Source organism: Phytopseudomonas dryadis (genome assembly GCF_004327355.1).
GTDB classification, from domain to species: domain Bacteria; phylum Pseudomonadota; class Gammaproteobacteria; order Pseudomonadales; family Pseudomonadaceae; genus Aquipseudomonas; species Aquipseudomonas dryadis.
This window is the reverse complement of the sequence record NZ_QJUM01000005.1, coordinates 91,967-118,119: the sequence shown is the minus strand read 5'-3', so window position 1 is coordinate 118,119 and position 26,153 is coordinate 91,967. Positions and strand designations below refer to the sequence as shown.

24 protein-coding genes are annotated in these 26,153 nt (G+C 65.9%); 10 read left to right on the top strand and 14 right to left on the bottom strand.

Annotated features, from left to right (window positions below):
- Positions 1 to 110 precede the first annotated feature (110 nt).
- The 8 genes from cmk to mtnA form a co-directional block, all read right to left on the bottom strand.
- Complete coding sequence (cmk, locus tag DNK34_RS05880) at positions 111 to 800, bottom strand: (d)CMP kinase (RefSeq protein ID WP_131173516.1); 690 nt, start codon at positions 798 to 800, stop codon at positions 111 to 113.
- Positions 797 to 3,004: a bifunctional prephenate dehydrogenase/3-phosphoshikimate 1-carboxyvinyltransferase gene (locus DNK34_RS05875; protein WP_242675298.1), complete on the bottom strand. Its 2,208-nt coding sequence runs from the start codon at positions 3,002 to 3,004 to the stop codon at positions 797 to 799. The genes cmk and DNK34_RS05875 overlap by 4 nt, the downstream gene beginning before the upstream one ends.
- A gap of 32 nt (positions 3,005 to 3,036) precedes the next feature.
- Entirely contained in the window at positions 3,037 to 4,146 is a 1,110-nt protein-coding gene (hisC, locus tag DNK34_RS05870) for a histidinol-phosphate transaminase (protein WP_131173517.1), read from the bottom strand.
- Positions 4,147 to 4,826: 680 nt separating this feature from the next.
- Positions 4,827 to 5,201: an endonuclease domain-containing protein gene (locus DNK34_RS05865; protein WP_131173518.1), complete on the bottom strand. Its 375-nt coding sequence runs from the start codon at positions 5,199 to 5,201 to the stop codon at positions 4,827 to 4,829.
- A gap of 106 nt (positions 5,202 to 5,307) precedes the next feature.
- Complete coding sequence (pheA, locus tag DNK34_RS05860; RefSeq protein WP_131173519.1) at positions 5,308 to 6,414, bottom strand: prephenate dehydratase; 1,107 nt, start codon at positions 6,412 to 6,414, stop codon at positions 5,308 to 5,310.
- Entirely contained in the window at positions 6,414 to 7,499 is a 1,086-nt protein-coding gene (gene serC / locus DNK34_RS05855; protein ID WP_131173520.1) for a 3-phosphoserine/phosphohydroxythreonine transaminase, read from the bottom strand. Before serC ends, pheA begins: the two co-directional genes overlap by 1 nt.
- 152 nt (positions 7,500 to 7,651) lie before the next feature.
- Positions 7,652 to 10,468 (bottom strand): DNA gyrase subunit A, encoded by a 2,817-nt coding sequence (gyrA, locus tag DNK34_RS05850; RefSeq protein WP_131173521.1) that lies wholly within the window; start codon positions 10,466 to 10,468, stop codon positions 7,652 to 7,654.
- Between the two features lie 226 nt (positions 10,469 to 10,694).
- A complete protein-coding gene (gene mtnA / locus DNK34_RS05845; RefSeq protein WP_131173522.1) occupies positions 10,695 to 11,768 on the bottom strand; it encodes an S-methyl-5-thioribose-1-phosphate isomerase in 1,074 nt (357 codons plus the stop codon).
- Positions 11,769 to 12,145: 377 nt separating this feature from the next.
- On the opposite strand from mtnA, the gene DNK34_RS05840 reads away from it, so the two are divergent.
- From DNK34_RS05840 to DNK34_RS05820, 5 genes are all read left to right on the top strand, one after another.
- Positions 12,146 to 13,471, top strand: a complete 1,326-nt coding sequence (locus DNK34_RS05840; RefSeq protein WP_131173523.1) for a TRZ/ATZ family hydrolase — start codon at positions 12,146 to 12,148, stop codon at positions 13,469 to 13,471.
- Positions 13,472 to 13,608: 137 nt separating this feature from the next.
- Positions 13,609 to 14,307: a bifunctional 2-polyprenyl-6-hydroxyphenol methylase/3-demethylubiquinol 3-O-methyltransferase UbiG gene (gene ubiG, locus DNK34_RS05835; protein ID WP_131173524.1), complete on the top strand. Its 699-nt coding sequence runs from the start codon at positions 13,609 to 13,611 to the stop codon at positions 14,305 to 14,307.
- Entirely contained in the window at positions 14,307 to 14,978 is a 672-nt protein-coding gene (gene mupP / locus DNK34_RS05830) for an N-acetylmuramic acid 6-phosphate phosphatase MupP (protein ID WP_131173525.1), read from the top strand. Before ubiG ends, mupP begins: the two co-directional genes overlap by 1 nt.
- Before the next feature lie 112 nt (positions 14,979 to 15,090).
- Positions 15,091 to 15,831: a YciK family oxidoreductase gene (locus DNK34_RS05825; protein ID WP_131173526.1), complete on the top strand. Its 741-nt coding sequence runs from the start codon at positions 15,091 to 15,093 to the stop codon at positions 15,829 to 15,831.
- Between the two features lie 225 nt (positions 15,832 to 16,056).
- Positions 16,057 to 16,983, top strand: coding sequence for a GGDEF domain-containing protein (locus DNK34_RS05820; protein WP_131173527.1), 927 nt, complete (start codon positions 16,057 to 16,059; stop codon positions 16,981 to 16,983).
- Between the two features lie 684 nt (positions 16,984 to 17,667).
- On the opposite strand, the gene rluB is transcribed toward DNK34_RS05820, so the two are convergent.
- The 6 genes from rluB to DNK34_RS05790 form a co-directional block, all read right to left on the bottom strand.
- Complete coding sequence (rluB, locus tag DNK34_RS05815; protein WP_131173528.1) at positions 17,668 to 18,864, bottom strand: 23S rRNA pseudouridine(2605) synthase RluB; 1,197 nt, start codon at positions 18,862 to 18,864, stop codon at positions 17,668 to 17,670.
- Between the two features lie 141 nt (positions 18,865 to 19,005).
- Positions 19,006 to 19,185, bottom strand: coding sequence for a DUF1289 domain-containing protein (locus DNK34_RS05810; RefSeq protein WP_131173529.1), 180 nt, complete (start codon positions 19,183 to 19,185; stop codon positions 19,006 to 19,008).
- Between the two features lie 29 nt (positions 19,186 to 19,214).
- On the bottom strand, positions 19,215 to 20,003 hold the full coding sequence (gene scpB, locus DNK34_RS05805) for an SMC-Scp complex subunit ScpB (protein ID WP_131173530.1): 789 nt from the start codon (positions 20,001 to 20,003) through the stop codon (positions 19,215 to 19,217).
- Between the two features lie 157 nt (positions 20,004 to 20,160).
- Entirely contained in the window at positions 20,161 to 21,012 is an 852-nt protein-coding gene (locus DNK34_RS05800; RefSeq protein ID WP_131173531.1) for a segregation and condensation protein A, read from the bottom strand.
- 5 nt (positions 21,013 to 21,017) lie between these two features.
- The gene (locus DNK34_RS05795) at positions 21,018 to 21,647 is read right to left on the bottom strand and encodes an L-threonylcarbamoyladenylate synthase (protein ID WP_131173532.1); all 630 of its coding nucleotides are present in this window, start codon (positions 21,645 to 21,647) and stop codon (positions 21,018 to 21,020) included.
- Between the two features lie 13 nt (positions 21,648 to 21,660).
- A complete protein-coding gene (locus DNK34_RS05790; RefSeq protein ID WP_131173533.1) occupies positions 21,661 to 22,524 on the bottom strand; it encodes a PHP domain-containing protein in 864 nt (287 codons plus the stop codon).
- A 142-nt stretch (positions 22,525 to 22,666) separates the two neighbouring features.
- Between DNK34_RS05790 and DNK34_RS05785 the strand changes: the two genes are divergently transcribed.
- From DNK34_RS05785 to DNK34_RS05765, 5 genes are all read left to right on the top strand, one after another.
- The gene (locus tag DNK34_RS05785) at positions 22,667 to 22,966 is read left to right on the top strand and encodes a YciI family protein (RefSeq protein ID WP_131173534.1); all 300 of its coding nucleotides are present in this window, start codon (positions 22,667 to 22,669) and stop codon (positions 22,964 to 22,966) included.
- 38 nt (positions 22,967 to 23,004) lie between these two features.
- On the top strand, positions 23,005 to 23,409 hold the full coding sequence (locus DNK34_RS05780; protein ID WP_131173535.1) for a translation initiation factor 2: 405 nt from the start codon (positions 23,005 to 23,007) through the stop codon (positions 23,407 to 23,409).
- 7 nt (positions 23,410 to 23,416) lie between these two features.
- On the top strand, positions 23,417 to 24,097 hold the full coding sequence (locus DNK34_RS05775; protein ID WP_131173536.1) for a response regulator transcription factor: 681 nt from the start codon (positions 23,417 to 23,419) through the stop codon (positions 24,095 to 24,097).
- Between the two features lie 104 nt (positions 24,098 to 24,201).
- A complete protein-coding gene (locus tag DNK34_RS05770) occupies positions 24,202 to 24,612 on the top strand; it encodes a Spy/CpxP family protein refolding chaperone (RefSeq protein ID WP_131173537.1) in 411 nt (136 codons plus the stop codon).
- 77 nt (positions 24,613 to 24,689) lie between these two features.
- Positions 24,690 to 26,021: a sensor histidine kinase gene (locus tag DNK34_RS05765; protein WP_131173538.1), complete on the top strand. Its 1,332-nt coding sequence runs from the start codon at positions 24,690 to 24,692 to the stop codon at positions 26,019 to 26,021.
- Positions 26,022 to 26,153: the final 132 nt, after the last annotated feature.

The following is a 26,153-nucleotide window of genomic DNA, read 5'->3' as shown; positions in this document are numbered from 1 at the left end:
TCGCCCTGCTCCGCACTCCAGACAATGCGGGTTCGTTCATATAAAAAGAGGCCTACGGGACTGGGACTGGTCTCCCGTATGCCTCCCTTGCGAGCCAGGAGCGGCTCTTTTCAACCGGCGAGCTCGCGGTTGGCGACCTCGCTCAGAATGCGTTCAAGCACCTGCTCGATGGAAAGTTCGGTGGAATCCAGCTGGATCGCGTCGGCTGCCGGCTTGAGCGGAGCCACCGCACGCTGGGTATCGCGCTCGTCGCGCGCCCGTATCTCATCAAGAAGACTCGCGAGATTAACATCATCGCCCTTGGCCTTCAACTGCAGGTAACGCCGCTGGGCACGTTCCTCGGCGCTGGCGGTCAGAAAAACCTTCAGCGGCGCGTCGGGAAACACCACCGTGCCCATGTCACGGCCATCGGCCACCAGACCCGGCGCCTCCTTGAACGCGCGCTGGCGTTGCAGCAGCGCATCGCGTACCGCCGGCAGCGCGGCGACCTGCGAAGCGCCGGCACCGACCTGCTCGTTGCGGATCGCGTCGGTCACCTCCTCGCCTTCGAGAACGATACGCTGGGGCTTGCCCTCGCCCGCCGCGAAGAACTGCACGTCGAGGTGGGCGGCGAGCAGCTTCAGCGATTCCTCGTTGGTCAGATCGACGCCGTGGTTGCGTGCGGAGAACGCCAGCAGACGGTACAGCGCGCCGGAATCCAGCAGGTTCCAGCCCAGTTGCCTGGCCAGCAGGCCGGCGACCGTGCCCTTGCCCGAGCCACTCGGGCCGTCGATAGTGATGACCGGCGCCACGAAGGTCATGGCTGTCCCTCCTCGGCCACGCGGATACCGACCTGACCGGCCAGAGCGAGGAAGTTGGGGAACGAGGTGGCGACGTTGGCGCAGTCATGGATGCGGATCGGCGCAGTGGCGCGTAACGAAGCGACGCTGAAGGCCATGGCGATGCGGTGATCGCCATGGCTGTGCACCTCGCCACCGCCCAGCACGCCGCCGTCGATGATGATGCCATCCGGCGTCGGCTCGACCTTGGCGCCCAGGGCCAGCAGGCCATCGGCCATGACCTGGATGCGGTCGGACTCCTTGACCCGCAGCTCTTCGGCGCCACGCAGGACGGTGCGGCCTTCGGCACAGGTGGCGGCAACGAACAGCACTGGGAACTCGTCGATGGCCAGCGGCACCAGCTCCTCGGGGATGTCGATGCCCTTGAGCCTGGCCGAACGCACGCGAATGTCGGCAACCGGCTCGCCGCCTACTTCGCGCTGGTTTTCCAGGCTGATGTCGCCGCCCATCAGCCTGAGGATGTCGATCACCCCGGTGCGGGTCGGGTTGATGCCGACGTGCTCGAGCACCAGTTCGGAATTCTCGGCGATGCTGGCGGCGACCAGGAAGAACGCCGCCGAGGAGATGTCCGCCGGCACTTCGATGTGGCTGGCGCGCAGGCTATGGCCGGATTCGACCCGCGCCGTACTGCCCTCGACCGTTACCGGATAGCCGAAACCCTGCAGCATGCGTTCGGTGTGGTCACGGGTCGGGGCCGGCTCGGTGACCGAGGTTTCGCCCTCGGCATACAGGCCGGCCAGCAGCAGGCAGGATTTGACCTGGGCGCTGGCCATCGGCATGGCATAGCTCAGCCCACGCAGGCGCTGGCCACCGCGAATGGTCAGCGGCGGACGGCCGTCGGCAGCGGTCTCGATCACCGCGCCCATTTCCCGCAGCGGCTTGGCCACACGGTTCATCGGCCGCTTGGACAGCGAGGCATCGCCGGTCAGGGTCACGTCGAACGGCTGGCCGGCGAGCAGACCGGAGAGCAGGCGCATGGAGGTGCCGGAGTTGCCCAGGTAGATCGGCCCGGGTGGCGGCTTCAGGCCATGCAGGCCGACGCCGTGAATGGTCACCCGGCCATGGTGCGGGCCTTCGATGACCACGCCCATGTCGCGGAAGGCCTGCAGGGTCGCCAGGGCGTCCTCGCCCTCGAGGAAGCCTTCGACCTCGGTCGTGCCTTCGGCCAGCGAGCCGAGCATGATCGAGCGGTGGGAAATGGACTTGTCGCCCGGGACGCGGATACGCCCACGCACAGTGCCACCAGGATTAGCCAGGAAAACCAGATCGTTCGAGTGCATAGCGTCCACATAGGCCCGACGGGCCAGTATTTTGCTGAAATGTTCGCGGGCCACGCGGGCGCGGGTGAATACGCCCAGCAGATGATGCCCGTCCCCTGCGTCGACCGCGTCGCGCAAGGCGTCGAGGTCGTCGCGAAATACGTCCAGGGTGCGCAGCACGGCCTCGCGGTTGGCGAGGAAGATGTCGTGCCACATCACCGGGTCGCTGCCGGCGATTCGGGTGAAATCGCGGAAGCCGCCGGCGGCGTAGCGGAAGATTTCCAGATTCTCGTTGCGCTTGGCCAGCGAATCGACCAGCCCGAAGGCCAGCAGGTGCGGCAGGTGGCTGGTGGCGGCGAGCACCTGGTCGTGGTGTTCGACCTGCATGTGTTCGACATCCGCCCCCAGCTCGCGCCAGAGCCGGTCGACCCGCTGCAGCGCCTGGGCATCGGTCTGCGCCACGGGCGTGAGGATCACCTTGTGGCGCTTGAACAACTCGCCGTTGGCCGCCTCGACACCGCTCTGCTCGGAGCCGGCAATCGGATGCCCGGGCACGAAACGCGCCGGCATGGCGCCGAACGCCGCCTGCGCCGCCCTGACCACATTGCCCTTGGAGCTGCCGACATCGGTGAGCACGGCATCGCCCAGATCCAGCCTGGCCAGTTCGCCCAGCAAGCGCTCCATGGCCAGGATCGGCACCGCCAGCATGATCACGTCGGCACCCTGACAGGCAGCCGCCAGCGACTCCTCGCAGCGATCGACCACGCCCCGTTCCACGGCCAGGCGCCGCGACTGTGGATCGAGGTCGACGCCGACCACTTCGCGGCACACGCCACGGGCACGCAGGCCCTTGGCGAACGAGCCGCCGATCAGACCGAGGCCGACCACCACCAGGCGCCCGACCAGAAGCTCATCGGTCGTGCGCGACATCGACTCGCTCACGCCTCGAGCACCTTGCCCAGCACCTCGAGAAAGCGTGCGTTCTCGGCAGGCAGGCCGATGGAAACCCGCAGATGGTTGGGCATGCCGTAGCCGGCCACGGGGCGAACGATAACGCCCTCGCGTAACAGCGCCTGGTTGATGGCGGCGGTATCGCGACCGAAATCGATGGCGAGGAAGTTGGCCTTGGAAGGAATCCAGCTCAGGCCCAGCTTGCGGCAACCCTCTTGCAACTGCAGCATGCCGGCCGCGTTGATCTCGCGGCTGCGCGCCAGGTATTCGTTGTCATCGAAGGCCGCACAGGCCGCCGCCAGGGCGAAACTGTTGACGTTGAACGGCTGACGCACACGGTTGAGGATGTCCGCGACCTGCACCGAGCTGAGCCCATAGCCGACGCGCAGCGCCGCCAGGCCATAGGCCTTGGAGAAGGTGCGCGAGACCAGCAGATTGGCATGCCCGGCGAGGAAATCCAGGCCGTTGGGCAACTCGTCACCGTCCGCATATTCGATATAGGCTTCGTCCAGCACCACCAGCACGTTTTCCGGCACGGCGTCGAGGAAGTCGCCCAGCGCCCGGGTATCGAACCAGGTTCCGGTGGGGTTGTTGGGGTTGGCGATGAACACCACCCGGGTGTCGCCATCGATGGCGGCCAGCATGGCCGGCAGGTCATGGCCATAGTCCTTGGCCGGCACCACCTTGCTCTGCGCGCCGACGGCCTGGGTGGCGATCGGGTAGACCGCGAAAGCATGCTCGCTGAACACCGCATTCAGGCCCGGCGCCAGGTAGGCACGGGCCACCAGTTCGAGGATGTCGTTAGAGCCGTTGCCCAGGGTCACCTGGGCGGCGGATACGCCACAGCGTTCGGCCAGCAGGGTCTTCAGGGTGAAGCCGTTGCCGTCCGGATAGCGGGTCAGCTCATCCAGCTCGGCACGAATGGCCGCCAGCGCTTTCGGGCTGGGGCCGAGGGGATTCTCGTTACTGGCCAGTTTGACGATATGGGCCGGATCCATGTTCAGTTCGCGGGCCAGCTCATCCACCGGCTTGCCCGGTACGTAGGGCGACAGCTTTTGCACGCCCGGCTGGGCCAGGGCGATGAAATCACAGCTCATTTGCAAACCTCTCCGATCCAATTCACGTTGCCCGCCTTCCCTCACCCCCAGCCCCTCTCCCGGAGGGAGAAGGGAACCGTTCGGCGAAGGGCATTCATATGCGTTTCGCCAGATAGTTCGGGTAGCCATGATGCCGCCCCAACCTTTGCTGGAGTCAAAGCGCCAGCCACATACTCGCAATACGCGCGATCCGCCTTTTGCCTCCCTCTATTACGGGAAAGCTTCAGTTGGGCGCCATACATACCATCTGCGTCGCACCCTTCCCTCACCCCTGGCCCCTCTCCCAGAGGGAGAGGGGCACCGTTAGGCGGTGGGCACTCATATGCGTTTCGCCAGACAGTTCGTGTAGCCATCTCAACCTTTGCTGAAGCCAGAACTCCAGCCACACATTCAAATACCCGCGATCCGCCTTTTGCCTCCCTCTATTACGGGAAAGCTTCAGTTGGGCGCCATACATACCATCTGCGTCGCACCTTTCCCTCACCCCTGGCCCCTCTCCCGGAGGGAGAGGGGAACCGTTAGGCGGTGGGCATTCATATGCGTTTCGCCAGGCAGTTCGTGTAGTCATTACGTTGCTTAATCTTTGCTGGCGTCAGGTTCCAGCCACACACTCGCAATACGCGCGATCCGCCTTTTGCCCCCCTCTCCCTCCGGGAGAGGGGTTGGGGGTGAGGGGCGGTTCAGCGCGGTAGCAGGGCAATCCGCTCACTCGCCACCCGGTATATTTCCTGCAGAACCGCCTCGGTTTCCTTCAGCACCTGATCATTCCAAAAGCGCAGCACCATAACCCCTTGCGCCTCGAGGCTCAATGTTCGCCTCACATCGTCCTCGCCGCCATGTTGCGAACCATCCAGTTCGACGACCAGCTTCGCCGCGTCACAATAGAAGTCGACGATGGAGGGCGGCATGGGATGTTGCCGGCGAAACTTGAAGCCGCCCAGGCGCCCGGCGCGCAGGTAGTACCACAGGCGAGCCTCGGCATCCGTGGCGGAGCTGCGCAGTTGACGGGCCCGCTGCTTGTGCCAGGCGGGCAAGGGTGTGTTGCGGGATGGCATCCTTGCCCTCCTTGGTTAATACCGTTGCGCTCCAGGCGCTGGGCACAGGGTACCTGCTCAACGGAGCACCCGGGCAGCCCTTCCCTCCTGGAGAAGCCGCTTCGCCTTACAACACCGCCTTGGGGTAGGAACCGAGCACCTTGAGCGCCACGGCTTCCTGGTTGATCTTCTCCAGCACGTCCTTGATCAGCGGATCGCGGTGGTGGCCGACGAAGTCGATGAAGAACGCATAGGTCCACTTGCCGCTGCGCGACGGGCGGGTTTCGATGCGGGTCAGGTCGATGTTGTTGTGGTGGAACGGCACCAGCAGTTCATGCAGCGCACCCGGCTTGTTGCGCATGGAGACGATCACCGAGGTCTTGTCGTCGCCGGTCGGCGGGACTTCCTGGGTGCCGATGATCAGGAACCGGGTGGAGTTGTCCGGGCGGTCCTCGATCTTCTCGGCCAGGCGGGTCAGGTCGTACAGGTTGGCCGCCATGTCGCCGGCGATGGCCGCCGAGTTCCACTCGCTCTTCACCCGCTTGGCGGCTTCGGCGTTGCTGGACACCGCCACCCGCTCGACGTTCGGATAATGGGCGTCCAGCCACTTGCGGCACTGGGCCAGGGACTGGGCATGGGAGTAGATGCGGGTGATGCGGTCGGTCTTGGTCGCGTCGCCGACCAGCAGGTGGTGGTGGATGCGCAGCTCCACCTCGCCGCAGATGACCAGGTCGTGCTCGAGGAAGCTGTCCAGGGTGTGGTTGACCGCGCCCTCGGTGGAGTTCTCCACCGGCACCACGCCGAAGTTGACCGCACCGGCGACCACTTCGCGGAACACTTCGTCGATGGCGGCCATGGGCTGGCTGATCACCGCGTGGCCGAAATGCTTCAGTGCCGCGGCCTGGGAGAAGGTACCTTCCGGCCCCAGGTAGGCGACTTTCAGCGGGTTTTCCAGGGCCAGGCAGGCGGACATGATTTCACGAAACAGGCGCGCCATCTCTTCGTTGCCGAGCGGGCCACGATTGCGCTCCATGACCCGCTTGAGCACCTGCGCCTCGCGCTCGGGGCGATAGAACACCGGCGTCTCGCCTTCGGCCAGGGAAGCCATCTTGACCCGCGCCACTTCTTCGGCGCAGCGCGCGCGGTCGCTGATCAGCTCGAGGATGCGTTCATCGAGGTTGTCGATGCGTACGCGCAGCGCCTGCAGCGCCTGATCCGAGGCGACATCCGTCATCAGCCGTGCTCCTTCTCGAACTCCGCCATGTAGGCGACCAGCGCCTGCACCGCATCCAGGCCCACGGCGTTATAGAGGGAGGCGCGCATGCCGCCCACCGAGCGATGGCCCTTGAGGTTGAGCAGGCCACGGGCGTCGGCACCCGCCAGGAACGACTTGTCCAGGCGCTCGTCAGCCAGACGGAACGGCACGTTCATCCACGAGCGGGCATTGCCGGAGATCGGGTTGCTGTAGAAGTCGCTGGCGTCGATGGCGCCGTACAGCAACTCCTTCTTGGCCTTGTTGCGCTGCTCCATGGCGGCGACACCGCCCTGCTCCTTCAGCCACTCGAAGACCAGGCCGGAGAGGTACCAGGAAAAGGTCGCCGGGGTGTTGTACATGGAGCCGTTGTCGGCGGCGATCTTGTAGTTGAGCATGGTCGGGCAGGCGCTGCGCGCACGGCCGAGCAGGTCGTCACGGACGATCACCACCACCAGGCCACTGGGGCCGATGTTCTTCTGCGCGCCGGCGTAGATCAGGCCGAACCGGGAGATGTCGATCTCGCGCGAGAGAATGTCGGAGGACATGTCGACCACCAGCGGCACGTCGCCGGCGTCCGGAATCCAGTCGAACTGCAGACCGCCGATGGTTTCGTTGCTGGCGTAGTGCAGGTAGGCGGCGTCCTTGGACAGCTGCCATTCGTTCTGCCCGGGAATGGCGAAGTAATCGTAGGGCTTGGCGCTGGCGGCGACGTTGACGTTGCCGTAGCGGCGCGCCTCCTCGATGCTCTTCTTCGACCAGATGCCGGTGTCGATGTAATCGGCGATACCGTCTTCGGGCAGCAGATTGAGCGGGATTTCGGCGAACTGCTGGCTGGCGCCGCCCTGCAGGAACAGCACCTTGTAGTCGGAGGGAACGTTGAGCAGATCGCGCAGATCCTGCTCGGCCTTCTCGGCGATGGCGGTGTATTCGTCGCTGCGGTGGCTCATTTCCATGACGGACAGGCCTTTGCCCTGCCAGTCGAGGAGTTCGGCCTGGGCACGCTGCAGAACGGCGGTCGGCAGCGCGGCCGGGCCGGCGCAGAAGTTAAAAGCTCGCTTGCTCACGTCTGTCTCTCTCAAGATCGATGCCTACCAGGCCCCGATAACCAGGGCCCATGAATCTCCTTCACGCCCGCCTTCATGATTCACAGCGGGTTGCAACCCGTGGGAGGCGCTTCAGCGGCGAGCTCGCGGCCAAAACCCCTTCCACGACAACCTTACTCCTCGCGGCCTTCCTCGGCCTGCTCGCCGGCATCCGCCGCCGGCTCGTCGCCGAGCGCTTCTTCGAGCTCGGCCGCGGCGAGCGGATTGCCCTCTTCGTCCAGTGTCACCTCGTCGAGGTCATCGTCCTCGGATGGCTCCTGCACACGCTCCAGGCCGACCAGCTTCTCGTCCTTGGCCAGCTTGATCAGGGTCACGCCCTGGGTGTTGCGGCCGGAACTGGACACTTCGTCGACGCGGGTGCGCACCAGGGTGCCCTGGTCGGAAATCAGCATGATCTCTTCGCCGTCCTGCACCTGGATGGCGCCGATCAGCTTGCCGTTGCGCTCCTTGGTGACCATGGCGATCACCCCCTGGCCGCCACGGCCGCGACGGGGGAACTTGCTCAGCGCGGTGCGCTTGCCGAAACCGCGCTCGGAGGCGGTGAGGATCTGCGCGCCCGACTCGGGAATCAGCATGGAGATCAGGCGTTGTTCCTTGCCGATGCGCATGCCGCGGATACCACGGGCGCCACGGCCCATCACGCGCACCACGCCTTCGGCGAAACGGATCACCTTGCCGGCATCGGAGAACAGCATGACTTCCTTGGCGCCATCGGTGATGGCCGCGGCGATCAGGGTGTCGCCTTCCTTCAGCTTCAGGGCGATCAGGCCACTGGAGCGCGGACGGCTGAACTGCGACAGCGGGGTCTTCTTCACGGTACCGAAGGCGGTGGCCATGAAGATGTAGGCGCCGGTCGGCTCGGCCACCAGCTCCGCGGTCTCGCCGTCGACTTCCTCGACCTCGGCCACTTCAGCAGCCTCATCGGCCTCGACCACTTCGCCTTCGATCACCGCGTCGTCGGCATCGTCCAGATCGTCGTCGGCGCCACCATTCTGCTGCTGCAGGGCCTCCAAGTCGATCTGCAGCATGGTGGTGATGTACTCGCCCTCGTCCAGCGGCAGCAGGTTGACCAGCGGCCGGCCGCGGGCGGCGCGGGACGCCTCGGGGATTTCATAGGTCTTGAGCCAGTACACCTTGCCCTTGCTGGAGAACAGCAGCAGCGTGGCATGGCTGTTGGCGACCAGCAGGTGAGCGATGTAGTCCTCGTCCTTGATGCCGGTCGCCGACTTGCCCTTGCCGCCACGGCGCTGGGCCTGGTAGGCGGCCAGGGGCTGGGTCTTGGCGTAGCCACTGTGGGAGATGGTCACCACGCGCTCTTCTTCGGGGATCATGTCGCCGAGGGTCAGATCCAGGCGCGAGTCGAGGATTTCGGTACGGCGCTTGTCGCCGAACTCGGCCTTGACCGCTTCCAGCTCTTCGCGGATCACTTCCATCAGGCGCACGGCGCTGGTGAGGATGCGGATCAGCTCGCCGATCTGGGCCAGGATTTCCTGGTACTCGGCCAGCAGCTTCTCGTGCTCCAGGCCGGTCAGGCGGTGCAGGCGCAGGTCGAGGATGGCCTGGGCCTGTTCCGGCGACAGGTAGTACTTGCCTTCGCGCAGGCCGTATTGCGGATCGAGGTTCTCCGGGCGGCAGGAATCGGCGCCGGCGCGTTCGACCATGGCCTCCACGGCGCTGGATTCCCACGGTGTGGAGATCAGCGCTTCCTTGGCCTCGGACGGCGTCGGCGAGGCCTTGATCAGGGCGATCACCGGGTCGATGTTGGACAGCGCGACGGCCTGGCCTTCGAGGATATGGCCACGCTCGCGCGCCTTGCGCAGTTCGAACACGGTGCGCCGGGTCACCACCTCGCGGCGGTGCAGGATGAAGGCCTCGAGCATGTCCTTGAGGTTGAGGATCTTCGGCTGGCCGTCGATCAGCGCCACCACGTTGATGCCGAACACGCTCTGCATCTGGGTCTGGGCGTAGAGGTTGTTGAGGATCACCTCCGGCACTTCGCCGCGGCGCAGCTCGATGACCACGCGCATGCCGTCCTTGTCGGACTCGTCGCGCAGCTCGGTGATGCCTTCGAGCTTCTTCTCCTTGACCAGCTCGGCGATCTTCTCGATCAGCCGGGCCTTGTTCAGCTGGTACGGCAGCTCGGTGATGACGATCTGCTGGCGGCCGCCGACCTTGTCGATGTCTTCGACCTCGGCACGGGCACGGATATAGATGCGCCCGCGGCCGGTGCGGTAGGCCTCGATGATGCCGGCGCGGCCGTTGATGATCGCCGCGGTGGGGAAATCCGGGCCGGGGATGTACTGCATCAGGTCGTCGACCGTCAGCTCCGGGTTGTCGATCAGCGCCAGGCAGCCGTCGATGACTTCACCGAGGTTGTGCGGCGGAATGTTGGTCGCCATGCCCACGGCGATACCGCTGGAACCGTTGACCAGCAGGTTGGGGATCTTGGTCGGCATGACCGCCGGGATCTGCTCGGTGCCGTCGTAGTTGGGCACCCAGTCCACGGTTTCCTTGTGCAGGTCGGCCAGCAGCTCGTGGGCCAGCTTGGTCATGCGCACTTCGGTGTAACGCATGGCCGCGGCGTTGTCGCCGTCCACCGAACCGAAGTTGCCCTGGCCGTCGACCAGCAGGTAGCGCAGCGAGAACGGCTGCGCCATGCGCACGATGGTGTCGTACACCGCCGTGTCGCCGTGGGGGTGATACTTACCGATCACGTCACCGACCACACGGGCGGACTTCTTGTACGCCTTGTTCCAGTCGTTGCCCAGTTCGCTCATTGCGAAGAGCACCCGGCGGTGCACGGGCTTCAAGCCATCTCGCGCATCCGGCAGGGCTCGCCCGACGATCACGCTCATCGCGTAGTCGAGGTAGGACTGCTTCAGTTCGTCTTCGATGTTGACCGGGAGGATTTCTTTGGCCAGTTCGCCCATGAGTAGCCTGGTTCCTTTTTTCTGGTGAAGCTCCGCGCCCTCCGGGTGGAACGGGGCAGAGCGCGTCGCTATATGGCCTCAGGCCAGCAACGACTCACGACAAATCAATACGTTAAGGCAGTGATGGCGACCGCTGACGGCACCCCTGAAAACCGCCGGAGCTTACCACAAACAGCGCCCCGCACCTATCCCCGCCGGGCGATGCCGCGACTGCCTGCGCCGCCACTCAATGCAGACGCTTGCGACACATCAACTGGGCGATTTTCGCCGTATCGGGGCGCTCGATCACGCCCTTCTCGGTCACCAGGAAATCGACCAGGTCCGCTGGCGTCACATCGCACAACGGATTGACCACGTGGGTGCCGCTGGCCGCGACCGGCTCACCCGGCTCGAACAGGTGCGCGCTGCCCGGCTCGCCAACCAGCTCATCGCCGCTCTCCAGCGCCAGATCGATACTCGAACTCGGCGCCACCACCATGAAGCGCACGCCGTGATGCATCGCACTGACCGCCAACTGATAGGTGCCTATCGCGGCGAGCAGGTCACCATTGGCCGCGACGCGTTCGGCACCGACGATCACCCAGGTGATGCCGCGGGTCTTCATCAGGTGCGCGGCGGCGGCATCGGCATTCAGGGACACCGCCAGTCCCTCCTCGGCGAGCTCCCAGACGGTCAGCCGAGCGCCCTGCAGCAGGGGCCGGGTCTCGTCGACGTACAGGCGCTCCAGCAACCCCTCCAGCTGGGCGCCGCGCACCACGCCCAGCGCGGTCCCGAAGCCGCCCGTCGCCAGGGCGCCGGCATTGCCGTGGGTCAGCAGGTTCTGCAGATTGCCCTGATGACGGCGGATCAGCTCGACCCCGAGCTGCGCGGTGACCAGATTGGCCTCGCGATCGCTCAGGTGGATCCCCTGCGCTTCAGCCTCGAGCACGGCCAGCGGCGCTTCCCCCGGGCGCAGCCGCTTCAGGCGCTCGCGCATGCGCGCCACGGCCCAGGCCGGACTCGCGCCGGAGGGCTGGGCCTGCAGCAGCAACTGGCAGTCCTGCTGCAGCGCCGCCTGCCAGTCGCCGCCCTCGGCCAGGCGCTGACGCGCCCCCAGCAACACCCCGTAGGCCGCGCTGATGGCGATGGCCGAGGCGCCGCGCAGGGCCATGTTGGCGATGACCCGCGCCACGGCCGGCAGCGAATCGCAGACGTGCCAGACCTGCTCGAAGGGCAACAGGCGCTGATCGAGCACATGCAGAGCCCCCTCGCGCCAGGCGAACCCCACGACATGCTCAGCCGCCAGTAACTGCTCGCGCATCACCCACTCCATCCTGAAAAGCCGACCATTATACGCCGCGCCGCGCAACGCAGGCGCGTCAACCACCATCAGGGCCAGGGCAATTGCGCTATAGCATGGGGCATCGCCCGCACTCGATGAAAAGCGCTGGAGGCTGGAAAGCTGGACGAGAAACCGCTGCTTCGCGTCGTGCTCGAGCCGCTTTTCGTTCAGCCTCCAGCTTTCCAGCGCTGTATTCGGCTCGGGCTCCTGCTTCGCTCTACCTCCTGCATCCATGCAGTCGCCGGCTCTTCGAGCGCATAGCGCGATTGCCCTGCCACCCGGGCCGCGAGCGCCACACCTTCAAGGCCGGCACATTCCCCTATAGACTCGATCTTTTCAACCACGGGATACCCGCCATGGCCGACGCCCCGCTCGACCTCCTTCTACTGCCCTCCTGGCTGGTGCCGGTCGAACCTGCGGGCGTCGTGCTGCACGACCATGGCCTGGGTATCCGCGCAGGGCGCATCGTGCTGATCGCGCCGCGGGCCGAAGCCTTGCGCCATACCGCCCTGGAAGTGCGCGAGCTGCCGGGTCGTCTGCTCACCCCGGGCCTGGTCAACGCCCACGGGCATGCGGCGATGACCCTGTTCCGCGGCCTGGCCGATGACCTGCCGCTGATGACCTGGCTGGAAAAGCACATCTGGCCGGCCGAAGCCAAATGGGTCAACGAGCAGTTCGTCCAGGACGGCACCGAACTGGCCATCGCCGAACAGATAAAAAGTGGCATCAGTTGCTTCGCCGACATGTACTTCTTCCCGGAGATGGCCTGCGAACGGGTACACGCCAGCGGCATGCGCGCGCAGATCAGCGTTCCGGTGCTGGATTTCGCCATTCCCGGCGCCCGCGATGCCGACGAAGCCCTGCGCAAGGGCATGACCCTGTTCGACGACCTCAAGCACCACCCACGCCTGAGCGTGTCCTTCGGCCCCCATGCGCCCTACACGGTCAGCGATGCCAACCTGGAAAACGTGCGCGTGCTCGCCGAGGAACTGGACGCCGGCATCCACATGCACGTGCAGGAGACCGCCTTCGAGGTGCAGCAGAGCCTGCAGCACCATGGCGAACGCCCCCTGGCCCGCCTGCAGCGCCTGGGCCTGCTGGGCCCGCGCTTCCAGGCCGTGCACATGACCCAGGTCGATGACGAGGACATCGCCCTGCTGGTGGCGACCAACAGCAGCGTGATCCATTGTCCCGAGTCCAACCTCAAGCTGGCCAGCGGCTTCTGCCCGGTGGAAAAACTCTGGCAAGCCGGGGTCAACGTCGCCGTCGGCACCGACGGCGCAGCCAGCAACAACGACCTCGACCTGCTTGGCGAAACCCGTACCGCCGCCCTGCTGGCCAAGGCCGTGGCCGGCTCGGCCAACGCCCTGGACGCCCACCGCGCCTTGCGCATGGCGACACTCAACGGCGCCAGGGCACTGGGCCTGGACAGCCAGATAGGCTCGCTGGAACTGGGCAAATCCGCCGACCTGGCCGCCTTCGACCTGCGCGGCCTGGCCCAGCAACCCGTGTACGACCCGGTTTCACAACTGATCTACGCCTGCTCGCGCGATTGCGTGGAGTACCTGTGGGTCGCCGGCAAGCCGCTGCTCGAAGCCGGCGTACTGACCCGCCTGGACGAACAGCGGATCATCGCCACCAGCCGCGCCTGGGGCGAGAAAATCGGCGGCCGCCAGGCCTGACGATCGCCACACAACGCGATCTGCGACAAACTGTCATACATTGAATGTCCCCGCGGTGGCCACGCCGCGGGGCAAAACTGGCAACATGGGCGTCTCACGCCCCTGGCCTCCCGCATTCGCTTCACTCAGGGAACACTATGAGCAACGTCGACCACGCTGAAATCGCCAAATTCGAAGCCCTCGCCCATCGCTGGTGGGATCGGGAAAGCGAGTTCAAGCCGCTGCACGAGATCAATCCGTTGCGCGTCAACTGGATCGACGAGCGCGCCGGCCTGGCGGGCAAGAAGGTGCTCGACGTCGGCTGCGGTGGCGGCATCCTCAGCGAAGCCATGGCCCAGCGTGGCGCCAGCGTGACCGGCATCGACATGGGCGAGGCACCACTGTCCGTGGCCCGCCTGCATCAGCTGGAATCCGGCGTGGAAGTGGATTACCGGCAGATCACCGCCGAAGCCATGGCCGAAGAAATGCCCGGCCAGTTCGACGTGGTCACCTGCCTGGAGATGCTCGAGCACGTGCCCGATCCCTCTTCGGTGATTCGCGCCTGCCACACGCTGGTCAAACCCGGCGGCCAGGTGTTCTTCTCCACCATCAACCGCAACCCCAAGGCCTACCTGTTCGCGGTGATCGGTGCCGAATACATTCTGCGCCTGCTGCCGCGCGGCACCCACGACTTCAAGAAATTCATTCGCCCGTCCGAACTCGGCGCCTGGAGCCGTGACACCGGCCTGCAGGTCAAGGACATCATCGGCCTGACCTACAATCCCCTGACCAAGCACTACAAGCTGGCCAGCGACGTCGACGTCAACTACATGGTTCAGACTCTCAAGGAGGCCTGATGCGGCTGCGCGCGGTACTTTTCGACATGGATGGCACGCTGCTCGACAGCGCGCCCGACTTCATCGCCATCTGCCAGGCCATGCGCGCCGACCGCGGCCTGCCGCCGGTCGATGAAAAGCAGATCCGCGACCATGTCTCGGGCGGTGCCCGCGCCATGCTCGTCAACACCTTCGACATCGACCCGCTGAGCGACGGCTTCGAGGCGCTGCGCCTGGAGTTCCTCGAGCGCTACCAGGATCATTGCGCCGTGCTGACACGCCCCTTCGACGGCATCGAGCCGCTGCTCGAAGACATCGAGCGCGCGCGCCTGATCTGGGGCGTGGTGACCAACAAACCATTGCGTTTCGCCGAACCGATCATGCAGCGCCTGGGCCTGGCCGAGCGTTCGGCCATTCTCATCTGCCCCGATCACGTGACCCGCAGCAAGCCGGATCCGGAGCCGATGATCCTCGCCTGCGCCACCCTGCGGCTGGAGCCGGCCAGCGTGCTGTTCGTCGGCGACGACCTGCGCGACATCGAGTCCGGCCGCGCGGCGGGCACCAGGACCGCGGCCGTGACCTACGGCTATATCCACCCCGACGACAATCCGCGCCACTGGGGCGCCGACGTGGTCGTCGACCACCCGCTGGAGCTGCGCAAGGTACTCGACCAGGCGCTGTGCAGCTGCTGATGCGGCAGCTGCAAGCTGCAAATCAGCATCCGCCTCTGAAACCGTTGCAATACCAGGCTTTTGCTTGAAGCTTATGGCTTGAAGCTTGCCGCTCTCCGAAGGAGCCCCCCCTATGTTCGACTACAGCGCCCGCCCCGACCTGCTCGAGGGCCGCGTGATCCTGGTCACCGGTGCCGGACGCGGGATCGGTGCCGCCGCCGCCAAGACCTTTGCCGCCCATGGCGCCAGCGTGTTGTTGCTGGGCAAGAGCGAGGACAACCTGAGCCGCGTCTACGATGCCATCGAGCAGGCCGGACACGCCCAGCCGGCGGTGATCCCCTTCAACCTGGAAAACGCCCTGCCCCATCAGTACGACGAGCTGGCGGCGCTGATCGAAAAGGAATTCGGCAAACTCGACGGCCTGCTGCACAACGCCTCGATCATCGGCCCGCGCACGCCGCTGGAACAACTCTCCGGCGACAATTTCATGCGCGTCATGCAGGTCAACGTCAACGCCACCTTCATGCTCACCAGTACCCTGCTGCCCCTGCTCAAGCTGTCCAGCGACGCCTCGGTGGTCTTCACCTCCAGCAGCGTCGGCCGCAAGGGGCGAGCCTACTGGGGCGCCTACGCCGTGTCCAAGTTCGCCACCGAAGGGCTGATGCAGGTCATGGCCGACGAGGTCGACGGCGTATCGGCGATCCGCGCCAACAGCGTCAATCCCGGCGCCACCCGCACCGACATGCGCGCCCAGGCCTACCCTGGCGAGAACCCGGACAACAACCCCAGGCCCGAAGCCATCATGCCGGTCTATCTGTACCTCATGGGCCCGGACAGCAGCGGCGTCAACGGCCAGGCGTTCGACGCCCAGTAGGGCCTGCGGCTTACTCCGGCCCACGACATTAAATTGTCACCACCGGGTACAGGGTCGGCAATTCCTTGCCGGCCTTCTGACGGCCCATGGCCATCAATGGCCTTTTGCCGCCCGCCCAGTTAGCCAACCCTTTGAACATCAAGGACTTTTAGCTGACCAAGAAGACTGGCACGAAATTCGCTCTATGACCGTAAAGCCGCATAGAAGCGCCAGAGGTTCAGCAGAATGGTCCCCCCCAGCCAGAAAAACACCATCGATTTCGACGCCGCCAAGCTGCAACGCCTGGGGTTTCCGGGCAGCCGCAAGAACGCTGCCCGCCCGGTCAGCCTGGCGCAACTGCGTCAGCAACTGAGCATGCTGCTGCAGACCAGCCTGGATGCCGAGCGCGTACTCAACCTGTTCTTCCGCGAGCTGCAACGGCTGGTGCCGGTGGATGCCCTGGGCTACCAGCACACCAGCAGCGACCTGCGCCTGGAGATAGGCGAGCCGGCCACGCATTCGGCCACCTATCGCCTCAGCCATGAGGACGAATACCTGGGTGAACTGGCCTTCCGTCGCCGCCAGCGCTTCAGCGACGACGAACTGGCGCAGCTCGAGTCGCTGCTGGCCAGCCTGCTCTTCCCGCTGCGCAATGCCCTGATGTATCGGGTCGCGATCCAGAGCGCACTGCGCGATCCGCTGACCGATACCGGCAACCGCATCGCCATGGATCAGGTGCTGCAACGGGAAGTCGAGCTGTCGCGGCGCAATCAGCAGCCGCTGTCCCTGCTGATGCTGGACCTGGATCACTTCAAGCGCATCAACGACGAACACGGCCACGGTGCCGGCGACCAGGTGCTCAAGGCCGTCGCCAGCACCCTGAAGAATCAGCTGCGCAATATCGACATGGTGTTCCGCTATGGCGGCGAGGAATTCCTCGTGCTGCTTTCCGGCACCCACCGCGAAGGCGCTGCACAAGTCGGCGAGCGCCTGCGCCAGGCCATCGTGGATCTGCAGTGCGTGGCCCAGGGCCTGCCCATCGAACTGTCGATCAGCCTGGGCTGCGCCAGCCTGCTGCCGGGCGAGTCCGCCGACAGCCTGCTGCGCCGCGCGGACAGTGCGCTGTATAGCGCCAAGCGCAGCGGGCGCAACCGCCTGGCCATGGCCGGGTAAACCCTGGTGCCGATCAGATAAGGTTTTTGCAGGGACAGGGCACCTACGGGAGCGTGGCAAACCACCGTCCGTGCAGAAACGCCAACCTCGGAGCGATGCGATCGTGGCCATCCTGCAAAACCACGGTATGGCCACCATTCGCCGCGGGGTCGCGGCTCCCACCGGTTCGCGGCAAACCACCGACCGTGTAGGAACGTCGCCCTCGGCGCGATGCGATCGTGGCCATTCTGCAAAAATCGCGGTATGGCCACGATTCGCCGCAGGGTCGCGGCTCCCACCGGCTCGCGGCAAGCCAGCGATCGTGTAGGAACGTCGCCCTCGGCGCGATGCGATCATGACTATCCTGCAAAAACGTGGTATGCCCACGATTCGCCGCGAGGTCGCGGCTCCTACCGGTTCGCGGCAAGCCAGCGATCGTGTAGGAGCGCCGACCTCGGCGCGATGCGATCGTGACTATCCTGCAAAAACGTGGTATGCCCACGATTCGCCGCGAGGTCGCGGCTCCTACCGGTTCGCGGCAAGCCACTGATCGTGTAGGAGCGCCGACCTCGGCGCGATGCGATCGTGGCCATCCTGCAAAAATCGCGGTATGGCCACGATTCGCCGCGGGGTCGCGGCTCCCACCGTCTTGCGGGCTAAACGCTTAAATGGCTCCCGGCCCTTTTTCGACCAGCAACCGCCTGCCTATTCCGGCTTGCGACCACGACCGAAGCCAGGCCGCTGGCCTTCGCCACCCGGCTGGCCGCGACGCTTGACCGGGCCGGCCGGTTTGCGCGAAGGACGCTCGGTCAGCTCGATGCCCGGGCGGTCCGTGCCGGGCTTGTTCGGGCGCTTCTTGTTGACATCGCGCGGGCGCTCGGCGACCGGCGTACCGCGCGCCGGCTCGCTGCGGCCTTGCTCGCCACGCGGGGTGCGGGGCGCACGGGCCGGACGCTCGCCGGCCTGCTCGTCGCGGCCACCGCGCCCACTGCGGGACTCGCCCTGAGCCGGCCCGCCATGGGCTGGACGCAGGGTACGTGCCGGGCGCTCGCCACGGCCGACCGGCTTGGCCGACTTGCGCTGCAAACGATCGAGCTTGTCGCGGGTTTTCTCTTTCATGTCCGGCAAGGCCACCGGCTTGAGGCCGACTTCCTCGCTGAGGATGTCCACCTCGCGCTGGCTCATTTCGCGCCAGCGCCCCATGGTCAGGTCCGAGGTCATGAAAACCGGACCGAAACGTACGCGCTTCAGACGGCTGACCACCAGACCCTGGGATTCCCACAGACGGCGCACCTCGCGGTTACGCCCTTCCATGACCACGCAGTGGTACCAGTGGTTGAAGCCTTCGCCACCGGGCGCTTCCTTGATGTCGGTGAACTTCGCCGGGCCGTCCTCGAGCATCACGCCCGCCTTCAGGCGCTCGAGCATTTCCTCGTCGACCTCGCCACGCACGCGCACGGCGTACTCGCGGTCCATCTGGTAGGACGGGTGCATCAGGCGGTTGGCCAGTTCGCCGTCGGTGGTGAACATCAGCAGCCCGGTGGTGTTGATGTCCAGGCGGCCGATATTGATCCAGCGCCCCTCTTTCGGCCGTGGCAGACGGTCGAACACCGTCGGCCGGCCTTCCGGGTCGTCACGGGTGCAGATCTCGCCATCGGGCTTGTTGTAGATCAGCACGCGGCGCACGGTCTCGGCAGCCTCTTCGCGGCGGATCAGGCGGCCGTCGATGGCGATGGCATCGTGCAGATCGACGCGCTGGCCGAGGCTGGCGTCCTTGCCGTTGACCTTGACCCGGCCAGCCGCGATCCAGGATTCGATCTCGCGGCGCGAGGCCAGGCCCATGCGCGCCAGGACTTTCTGCAATTTCTCGCCAGCGGGGCTGTATTCTTCGGTTTCACTCATCTGGGCACCTCCCGGTGTTTCTCTGGTGATGGATGGCGGACGCCATCGAAGGGGCGCGCATCATACGCGGATCGGCGGCCATAAGCACGTGGCCAGGCAAAGCATAGCGGCGCAAACGCGCCGCCGCTCGAATGCTGCGCTTCAGCGCTTGCGCCGGGTATGCCCGGTCAAGGCCAGCAAGCGCATATCGGCCTCGGCCATCAACGCGCGCCGCTCGCTCTTGTCGAGTTTCTTCCAGTTCTTGATCTCGGCCTTGCTGCGCCCGCAACCGATGCAGATGCCCTCGGTGAACTTGCACACGCTGATACAGGGATCTTTCACGTCGACAACCTTCTCGCCATGTCCCGCGATCAGCTGTCGCGGGACTCACCATCCATAGGGGAAGGGACAGCGGCGTCCGCCTCCGGGTTCGCCTCGTCGAGGTCATCGAAGTCGGTCTTGAGGCCTTGTTCCATGGCGTCCAGTTCGGCCAGCAGGCTGCCGAAGCTGGTTTCCCGATCCGGCTCGGCCGGCGTTTCATCGGCCGCCGCCAGGTCGGCACGGGCCTGCAGGTCATCGGGCACGGCCGGATCGTCTTCATCGGCGGCCAGTACCGGCTCGGGCTCGAGTTCGCGCAATGCGGCCAGGGGCGGCAGCTCATCGAGGTTCTTCAGGTTGAAATGATCGAGAAAGGCCTTGGTGGTGGCGAACATGGCCGGCTTGCCCGGCACGTCGCGGTAACCGACGACGCGCACCCATTCGCGCTCCAGCAGGGTCTTGACGATATGGCTGTTGACCGCCACGCCGCGGATATCCTCGATCTCGCCCCGGGTGATCGGTTGCCGGTAGGCGATCAACGCCAACGTCTCGAGCATGGCGCGCGAGTAGCGCTGCGGGCGCTCTTCCCACAGGCGGCCGACCCAGGGCGCGAAGTTGTCGCGCACCTGCAGGCGATAGCCGGACGCCACCTCCTTGAGTTCGAAGGCGCGTCCCTTGCAGGCCCCGGCCAGTATGGCCAGCGCTTTCCTGAACACCTCGGCGTCCGGCCGCTCCGCCTCCTCGAACAGCTCCATGAGCCGGTCGAACGACAGCGGCTTGCCCGCCGCCAGCAGCAGCGCTTCGATCAGGGTGGACAGTTGGCGGGGGTCGGACAGGTTCATCGTCTGCAGTTACCGGCCATGAAAGGGAGGTGAGAAGCGCACAAGGCCGCGAGTCTAGGGTCTGTTGACGCCCGATCGCAAGCCACGCTCAGCGAACCGCTGCCCGGAAGGCTCCATGCACCGCGCGGATTGGCATCCTGTGCGCCCCTCGGGCGTTTCAGGCGAGTTGCGGCTCGGCGACCTCGCTGTCGACGCGCAGGCGCACGTGGATCGCGGCGAAGGCCTGGTTCTGCACCAGCTCCACCAGCGACTCCTTGACCAGTTCGAGCACCGCCATGAAGGTCACCACCACGCCCAGGCGCCCTTCCTCGACGCTGAACAGTTCGATGAACGGCACGAAGGCGCCGCCCTTGAGGCGTTCGAGCACCTCGCTCATGCGCTCGCGGGTGGACAGCGCCTCGCGGCTGACCTGGTGGCTCTCGAACATGTCGGCGCGGCGCAGCACCTCGGCCATCGACAGCAGCAGCTCCTCCAGGCTGACCTCCGGCAGCAGCTTGCGGGCCCGCGCCTCGGGCGCTTCCAGGCGCGGTACGCTGATGTCGCGGCCGACCCGCGACAAGCCATCGATGCCCTCGGCGGCGGCCTTGTAACGCTCGTACTCGAGCAGGCGGCGGATCAGCTCGGCACGCGGGTCGTCCTCCTCCTGCTCGGCTTCCGCCGAACGCGGCAGCAGCATGCGCGACTTGATCTCGGCGAGCATGGCGGCCATCACCAGGTATTCGGCGGCCAGTTCCAGGCGCACGCTGTGCATCAGTTCGACGTAGCCCATGTACTGCCGGGTGATTTCCGCCACGGGAATGTCCAGCACATCGATGTTCTGCTTGCGGATCAGGTAAAGCAGCAGGTCCAGCGGCCCTTCGAAGGCCTCGAGAAAGACTTCCAGGGCGTCCGGCGGAATGTACAGATCCAGCGGCAGCTCGGTCAGCGCCTGGCCATAGACCATGGCGAACGGCAGTTCCTGCTGGGCGCCCGCCTGGCTGTCGACGGGTTCGCTGGGCGGACTCGGCATGCGCTTCAGTCCTGCCCGGAGAACGGCGCCGGATCGCCGCAGCCGACCCGAACCACCTGCGGTTCGTCATCGACCAGGCTGACCACGGTGGACGCCTCGAGGCCGCCGAAACCGCCATCGATGATCAGGTCGACCTGACGCTCGAGCATCTGGCGCATTTCGTAGGGATCGCTCATCGGCAGCGTTTCTCCCGGCAGGATCAGGCTGACGCTCATCATCGACTCGCCCAGCTCTTCCAGCAGGGCCGCGGCGATCGGGTGATTGGGCACGCGCAGGCCGATGGTGCGGCGCTTGGGGTGCAGCAGCATGCGCGGTACTTCGCGGGTGGCGTTGAGGATGAAGGTGTAAGGCCCCGGTGTATGGTTCTTCAGCAGGCGGAACGCCGCGGTGTCGACCTTGGCGAAGGTGCTGAGCTGCGACAGGTCGCGACAGACCAGGGTGAAGTTGTGCTTGTCGTCCAGCTGGCGCAGCCGGCGGATGCGCTCCAGCGCGTTCTTGTCGCCGATCTGGCAACCGACCGCATAGGAGGAGTCGGTGGGATAGATCACCACACCGCCGCCACGGATGATTTCCACGGCCTGCTTGATCAGGCGCGACTGGGGACTTTCCGGATGAATCTGGAAAAACTGACTCACGCTAACTCCCTGCTCAAATGGCGTCAGGCTGCTGGACATGGCGAAATCGCGTCCAAAGAGGTGAAAGATCATCGGGCAATGGCCGGTACATGCCCAGTTCCGACCAGTCGCCCGGGGCATGGAAGTCACTGCCGGCGCTGGCCATCAGACCGAACTCGCGGGCCAGGATCGCCAACCCGCCAACCTGCTCGGCCGGCTGCATGCCATTGACCACCTCCAGGGCATGGCCGCCGGCTTCGGCGAAGGCGGTGACCAGTTTACGCCGTTTGCTGCGGGTGAAATCGTACTGCCAGGGGTGGGCCAGGCTGATCCAGGCACCGGCTTCGCGCAAGGTGGCAATCGTTTCCTCCAGGCTCGGCCAGTGCTGCTTGACGTCGCCCAGCTTGCCGGCGCCCAGCCATTTGCGAAACGCCTCGGCACGATCCTTGACGTAACCGGCGCGCACCAGGAATTCGGCGAAGTGCGGGCGGGCCGGCGCATTGCCGCTGTCGCCCTGGGCCTGCTGAATGGCGCGCGCACCGTCCAGGGCGCCGGGCATGCCCTTGTGTTCGAGACGCCGGGATATCTCGGCGGCGCGTAGCCAGCGCCCTTCGTGCAGCTCGGCAATGGCCCGCAACAACGCCGGCGCCTCGCGGGAAAAGGCATAACCGAGCACATGGATGGTCGCCCCGCCCCAGAGGCAGGACAGCTCGATACCGTTGACCAGGCGCATGTCCAGCGCGGCAGCGGCCACACCGGCTTCGTCGAGCCCCTCGAGGGTGTCGTGATCGGTCAGTGCCAGCACGCGCACGCCGCGCTCATGGGCACGCGCGACCACCACGGCGGGCGCCAGGGCGCCATCCGACGCGGTGCTGTGACAATGCAAATCAACCTGCATAAGAGGCGCTTTCCCGAAGAATCATGTTTGTTATTATGCCGTGGACTGCGGATTCTTGCTGGCGCCGCACAAGATTCGCTCGACTTTGCCCGCCCATCCTGCTTTTCTGCGCCTCGGGCACGTTTCAGTATTAAGGATCGAAATGCTCTACGCCATTATCGCCACCGATGTCGAAAACTCCCTGGAGCAACGCCTCTCCGCACGCCCGTCCCATCTGGCCCGCCTGGAGCAACTGAAGAGCGAAGGCCGCCTGGTCCTGGCCGGCCCGCACCCGGCCATCGACAGCAACGATCCGGGCCCGGCCGGCTTCAGCGGCAGCCTGATCGTCGCCGAATTCGAATCCCTGGCCGCGGCCAGGAGCTGGGCCGACGCCGACCCCTACCGCGCTGCCGGCGTCTATGCCGAGGTGCTGGTCAAACCGTTCAAACAGGTTCTGCCCTGACCTCCGCCCCGCCATCCATCCAGGAAAGAGGAACTCCGATGCGCGCAGGCCTGTTACCCCTGATCCTCGCCTTCCTGACCCTGTCCCTGCACGCACTGGCGGAACAGGCTGTGCCGGCAAGTCCCGCGCCGAGCACGCCGGACACCTCATCGAGCGCGGCCGAAGTCGATGCGCTGCAACAGCGCCTGGCCGCCAGCGAAGCCCGCAACGCGCAATTGCAGAACGCCGTCAGTGAACGCGAAAGCGCCCTCAATGCCCGCCTGCGTCAGGAAAACCAGCGCCTGCAACTGCAACTCGAACAGGCCCTGGCCGATGCGCCCGAACCCCTGCTCAGCCAACGGCAGATGTGGTTCGTCATCGGCGCGGGTACGGCCCTGATCAGCGTACTCATCGGCGCCATACTGCGCGGCAGCCGCCGCAAACGCCGAGAGTGGATCAACTGAGCGAACCATGAGCACTCTTCTGTTAATCGACGACGACGTCGAACTCTGTGACCTGCTGGCCAGTTGGCTGAAGCAGGAAGGTTTTCAGGTCACCGCCTGCCACGACGGCCAGAGCGCCCGCAGCGCCTTGTCCCAGTCGGCACCGGATGCCGTGGTGCTGGATGTGATGCTGCCCGACGGCAGCGGCCTGGAACTGCTCAAGCAACTGCGCAGCGAACATGCCGAGCTGCCGGTTCTGATGCTCTCGGCCCGTGGCGAGCCGCTGGATCGCATCCTCGGCCTGGAGCTCGGCGCCGACGATTACCTGGCCAAGCCCTGCGACCCGCGCGAGCTGACCGCACGCCTGCGCGCCGTACTGCGCCGCAGCCTGCCCCCCGCCACGTCCAGCCAGCTGGAGCTGGGCGACCTGCGCTTCAGCCCGGCACGCGGCGTGGTGGCGCTCGGCGAGAACCAGGAGATCGTCCTCACCCTGTCCGAAAGCCGGGTGCTCGAGGCCCTGCTGCGCCAGCCGGGCGAACCGGTGGACAAGCAGGAGCTGGCGCAACTGGCCTTGGGCCGCAAGCTGACCCTGTACGACCGCAGCCTGGACATGCACGTCAGCAACCTGCGCAAGAAGATCGGCCCGCACCCCGACGGCCGTCCACGGATACTGGCCCTGCGCAGTCGTGGCTACTACTACAGCATCTGATGCTCTTTACCCAGGCTTTACCCTTACCTGACCGCCCTTGACCTTGATTCCCCTAATCTGGGCACATCCGGCAACTGGCCGGTTTCGAGACAAGGAGATACACCATGCGCAAGACCATGACCGCTCTGCTCCTCGCCCTGACGCTGCCGGCCCTGGCGATGGCCGCACCCGGTGGCGATCACCGTCCAGGCGGCGACCGCGGCCCGCGGATGTTCCAGGAGCTGGATCTGAACAAGGATCAGCAACGCCAGGTTCGCAAACTGCTGGGCGAGCAGATGAAGAACGATCGCGAGCTCACCCAACGCTACCTGGACAAGCTGCCGGACGCCGAGAAAAAAGCCCTGCAGGATGAGCGCAAGGCCTCGCGCGACAAACAGCATGCCGCCATCCGCGCCTTGCTCACGCCCGAGCAGCAGAAGACCTTCGACGAGCACGCCGCCAAGCTGAAGGAGCGTCAGGCTGATCGCGAGGCCTTCAAGGCCTGGAAAGCACAACAGCCGAAAAAGGCCGAGTAAGCCGAGCCCCACACCGACACCCACTCCCGCTGACAAGCCTGAGTGGGTGTCGGCGTTACAGAGCCTAAGGAGTTCCCGTGCGTTCACTGTTCTGGCGTATTCTCGCCAGCTTCTGGCTGGCCATTGCCGTGGTAGCCGGCCTGTCCATGCTGCTCGGGCGCGCCCTGAATCAGGACGCTTGGATCCTCAACCAGCACCCGGCCCTGGACAACCTGCCGGAGCGCTGGACCCAGGCCTACGAAAGCCAGGGCCCCCGTGCCGCCCAGGATTTCCTCGAGCAGCGCAAGCGCGCCTACCGTATCGATATCCAGGTACTCGGCGAAAACGGCCAGGCCCTGGTCAGAGGCACCTTTCCAGCACGTGCCGCCGCGTTCGAGGCGCGCAACGACAGTGACCGGCGTCTGCCGTGGCGACGCCTGACCACGGACTACACCAGCCCGCTCAGTGGCGAGACCTACCTGTTCATCTACCGCATCCCGCATCCGGAGCTCGATGCCTGGCACCGCGGCAGCCTGCTCTGGCCGTTGAGCGCATTGGCGATCACGCTGGTGGTACTGACGCTGTTCAGCCTGCTGCTGACGCTGTCCATCACCCGTCCGCTGGATCGCCTGCGCGGCGCCGTCCATGACCTCGGCCAGACCGCCTACCAGCAGCACAGCCTGGCCCGCCTGGCCAACCGCCGTGACGAGCTGGGCGTACTGGCCGCCGACTTCAATCGCATGGGCGCGCGCCTGCAGGATCTGATCGGCAGCCAGCGGCAACTGCTGCGCGATGTGTCCCACGAACTGCGTTCACCGCTGGCCCGCCTGCGTATCGCCCTGGCCCTGGCCGAACGCGCCGAGCCCGAGGAACGCGAACAACTGTGGCCACGCCTGATCCGTGAATGCGACCGCCTGGAAGCGCTGATCAGCGAAATCCTCGCCCTGGCGCGCCTGGATGCCGACCTCGGCGTGGCGCAGCCCATCGACCTGGCGCAACTGGTTGCCAAGCTGCGCGAAGACATGCAGCTCAGCGCCACGCAGCAACAGATCGATATCAGCCTGCAACCCGGCATGCACCTGCAAGGCTGGCCGGCGATGCTCGAACGGGCACTGGACAACCTGCTGCGCAATGCGCTGCGTTTCAACCCGCAAGGCCAGCCCATCGAACTCAACATCGTACGCCGCGCCGACGAGGTGCACCTGGAGGTCCGCGACCATGGCCCCGGCGTGGCCAGCGAACACCTGCCCCAGCTCGGCGAACCGTTCTTCCGCGCCCCCGGCCAGAGCGCACCGGGCCACGGCCTGGGCCTGGCCATCGCCCGTCGCGCCGCGGAGCGCCACGGTGGCAGGCTGGTGCTGGAGAACCACCCTGACGGAGGCTTCAGCGCCAAGCTGATCCTGCCCCTGGAGTCGGGCCAGACGGCGTAGAGCCTGTTTCCCACGACCCCAAAGGCACCGCGCCCTCCCCGGCGATTGCTGGCCACGCTGCGGACCCCGCTGGATGACCACAATCCCATCGCCCCGGGGGCGGGGCTCCTACACGATCGGTGGCTTGCCGCA

Coding starts and splice junctions, on each gene's coding strand:
- cmk (WP_131173516.1), bottom strand. CDS start 800: ATGACCTTCGTGGCGCCGGTCATCACTATCGACGGCCCGAGTGGCTCG.
- hisC (WP_131173517.1), bottom strand. CDS start 4,146: ATGAGCTGTGATTTCATCGCCCTGGCCCAGCCGGGCGTGCAAAAGCTG.
- DNK34_RS05865 (WP_131173518.1), bottom strand. CDS start 5,201: ATGCCATCCCGCAACACACCCTTGCCCGCCTGGCACAAGCAGCGGGCC.
- pheA (WP_131173519.1), bottom strand. CDS start 6,414: ATGACGGATGTCGCCTCGGATCAGGCGCTGCAGGCGCTGCGCGTACGC.
- gyrA (WP_131173521.1), bottom strand. CDS start 10,468: ATGGGCGAACTGGCCAAAGAAATCCTCCCGGTCAACATCGAAGACGAA.
- mtnA (WP_131173522.1), bottom strand. CDS start 11,768: ATGCGCGAGCAGTTACTGGCGGCTGAGCATGTCGTGGGGTTCGCCTGG.
- DNK34_RS05840 (WP_131173523.1), top strand. CDS start 12,146: ATGGCCGACGCCCCGCTCGACCTCCTTCTACTGCCCTCCTGGCTGGTG.
- ubiG (WP_131173524.1), top strand. CDS start 13,609: ATGAGCAACGTCGACCACGCTGAAATCGCCAAATTCGAAGCCCTCGCC.
- mupP (WP_131173525.1), top strand. CDS start 14,307: ATGCGGCTGCGCGCGGTACTTTTCGACATGGATGGCACGCTGCTCGAC.
- DNK34_RS05825 (WP_131173526.1), top strand. CDS start 15,091: ATGTTCGACTACAGCGCCCGCCCCGACCTGCTCGAGGGCCGCGTGATC.
- DNK34_RS05820 (WP_131173527.1), top strand. CDS start 16,057: ATGGTCCCCCCCAGCCAGAAAAACACCATCGATTTCGACGCCGCCAAG.
- rluB (WP_131173528.1), bottom strand. CDS start 18,864: ATGAGTGAAACCGAAGAATACAGCCCCGCTGGCGAGAAATTGCAGAAA.
- scpB (WP_131173530.1), bottom strand. CDS start 20,003: ATGAACCTGTCCGACCCCCGCCAACTGTCCACCCTGATCGAAGCGCTG.
- DNK34_RS05800 (WP_131173531.1), bottom strand. CDS start 21,012: ATGCCGAGTCCGCCCAGCGAACCCGTCGACAGCCAGGCGGGCGCCCAG.
- DNK34_RS05790 (WP_131173533.1), bottom strand. CDS start 22,524: ATGCAGGTTGATTTGCATTGTCACAGCACCGCGTCGGATGGCGCCCTG.
- DNK34_RS05785 (WP_131173534.1), top strand. CDS start 22,667: ATGCTCTACGCCATTATCGCCACCGATGTCGAAAACTCCCTGGAGCAA.
- DNK34_RS05780 (WP_131173535.1), top strand. CDS start 23,005: ATGCGCGCAGGCCTGTTACCCCTGATCCTCGCCTTCCTGACCCTGTCC.
- DNK34_RS05775 (WP_131173536.1), top strand. CDS start 23,417: ATGAGCACTCTTCTGTTAATCGACGACGACGTCGAACTCTGTGACCTG.
- DNK34_RS05770 (WP_131173537.1), top strand. CDS start 24,202: ATGCGCAAGACCATGACCGCTCTGCTCCTCGCCCTGACGCTGCCGGCC.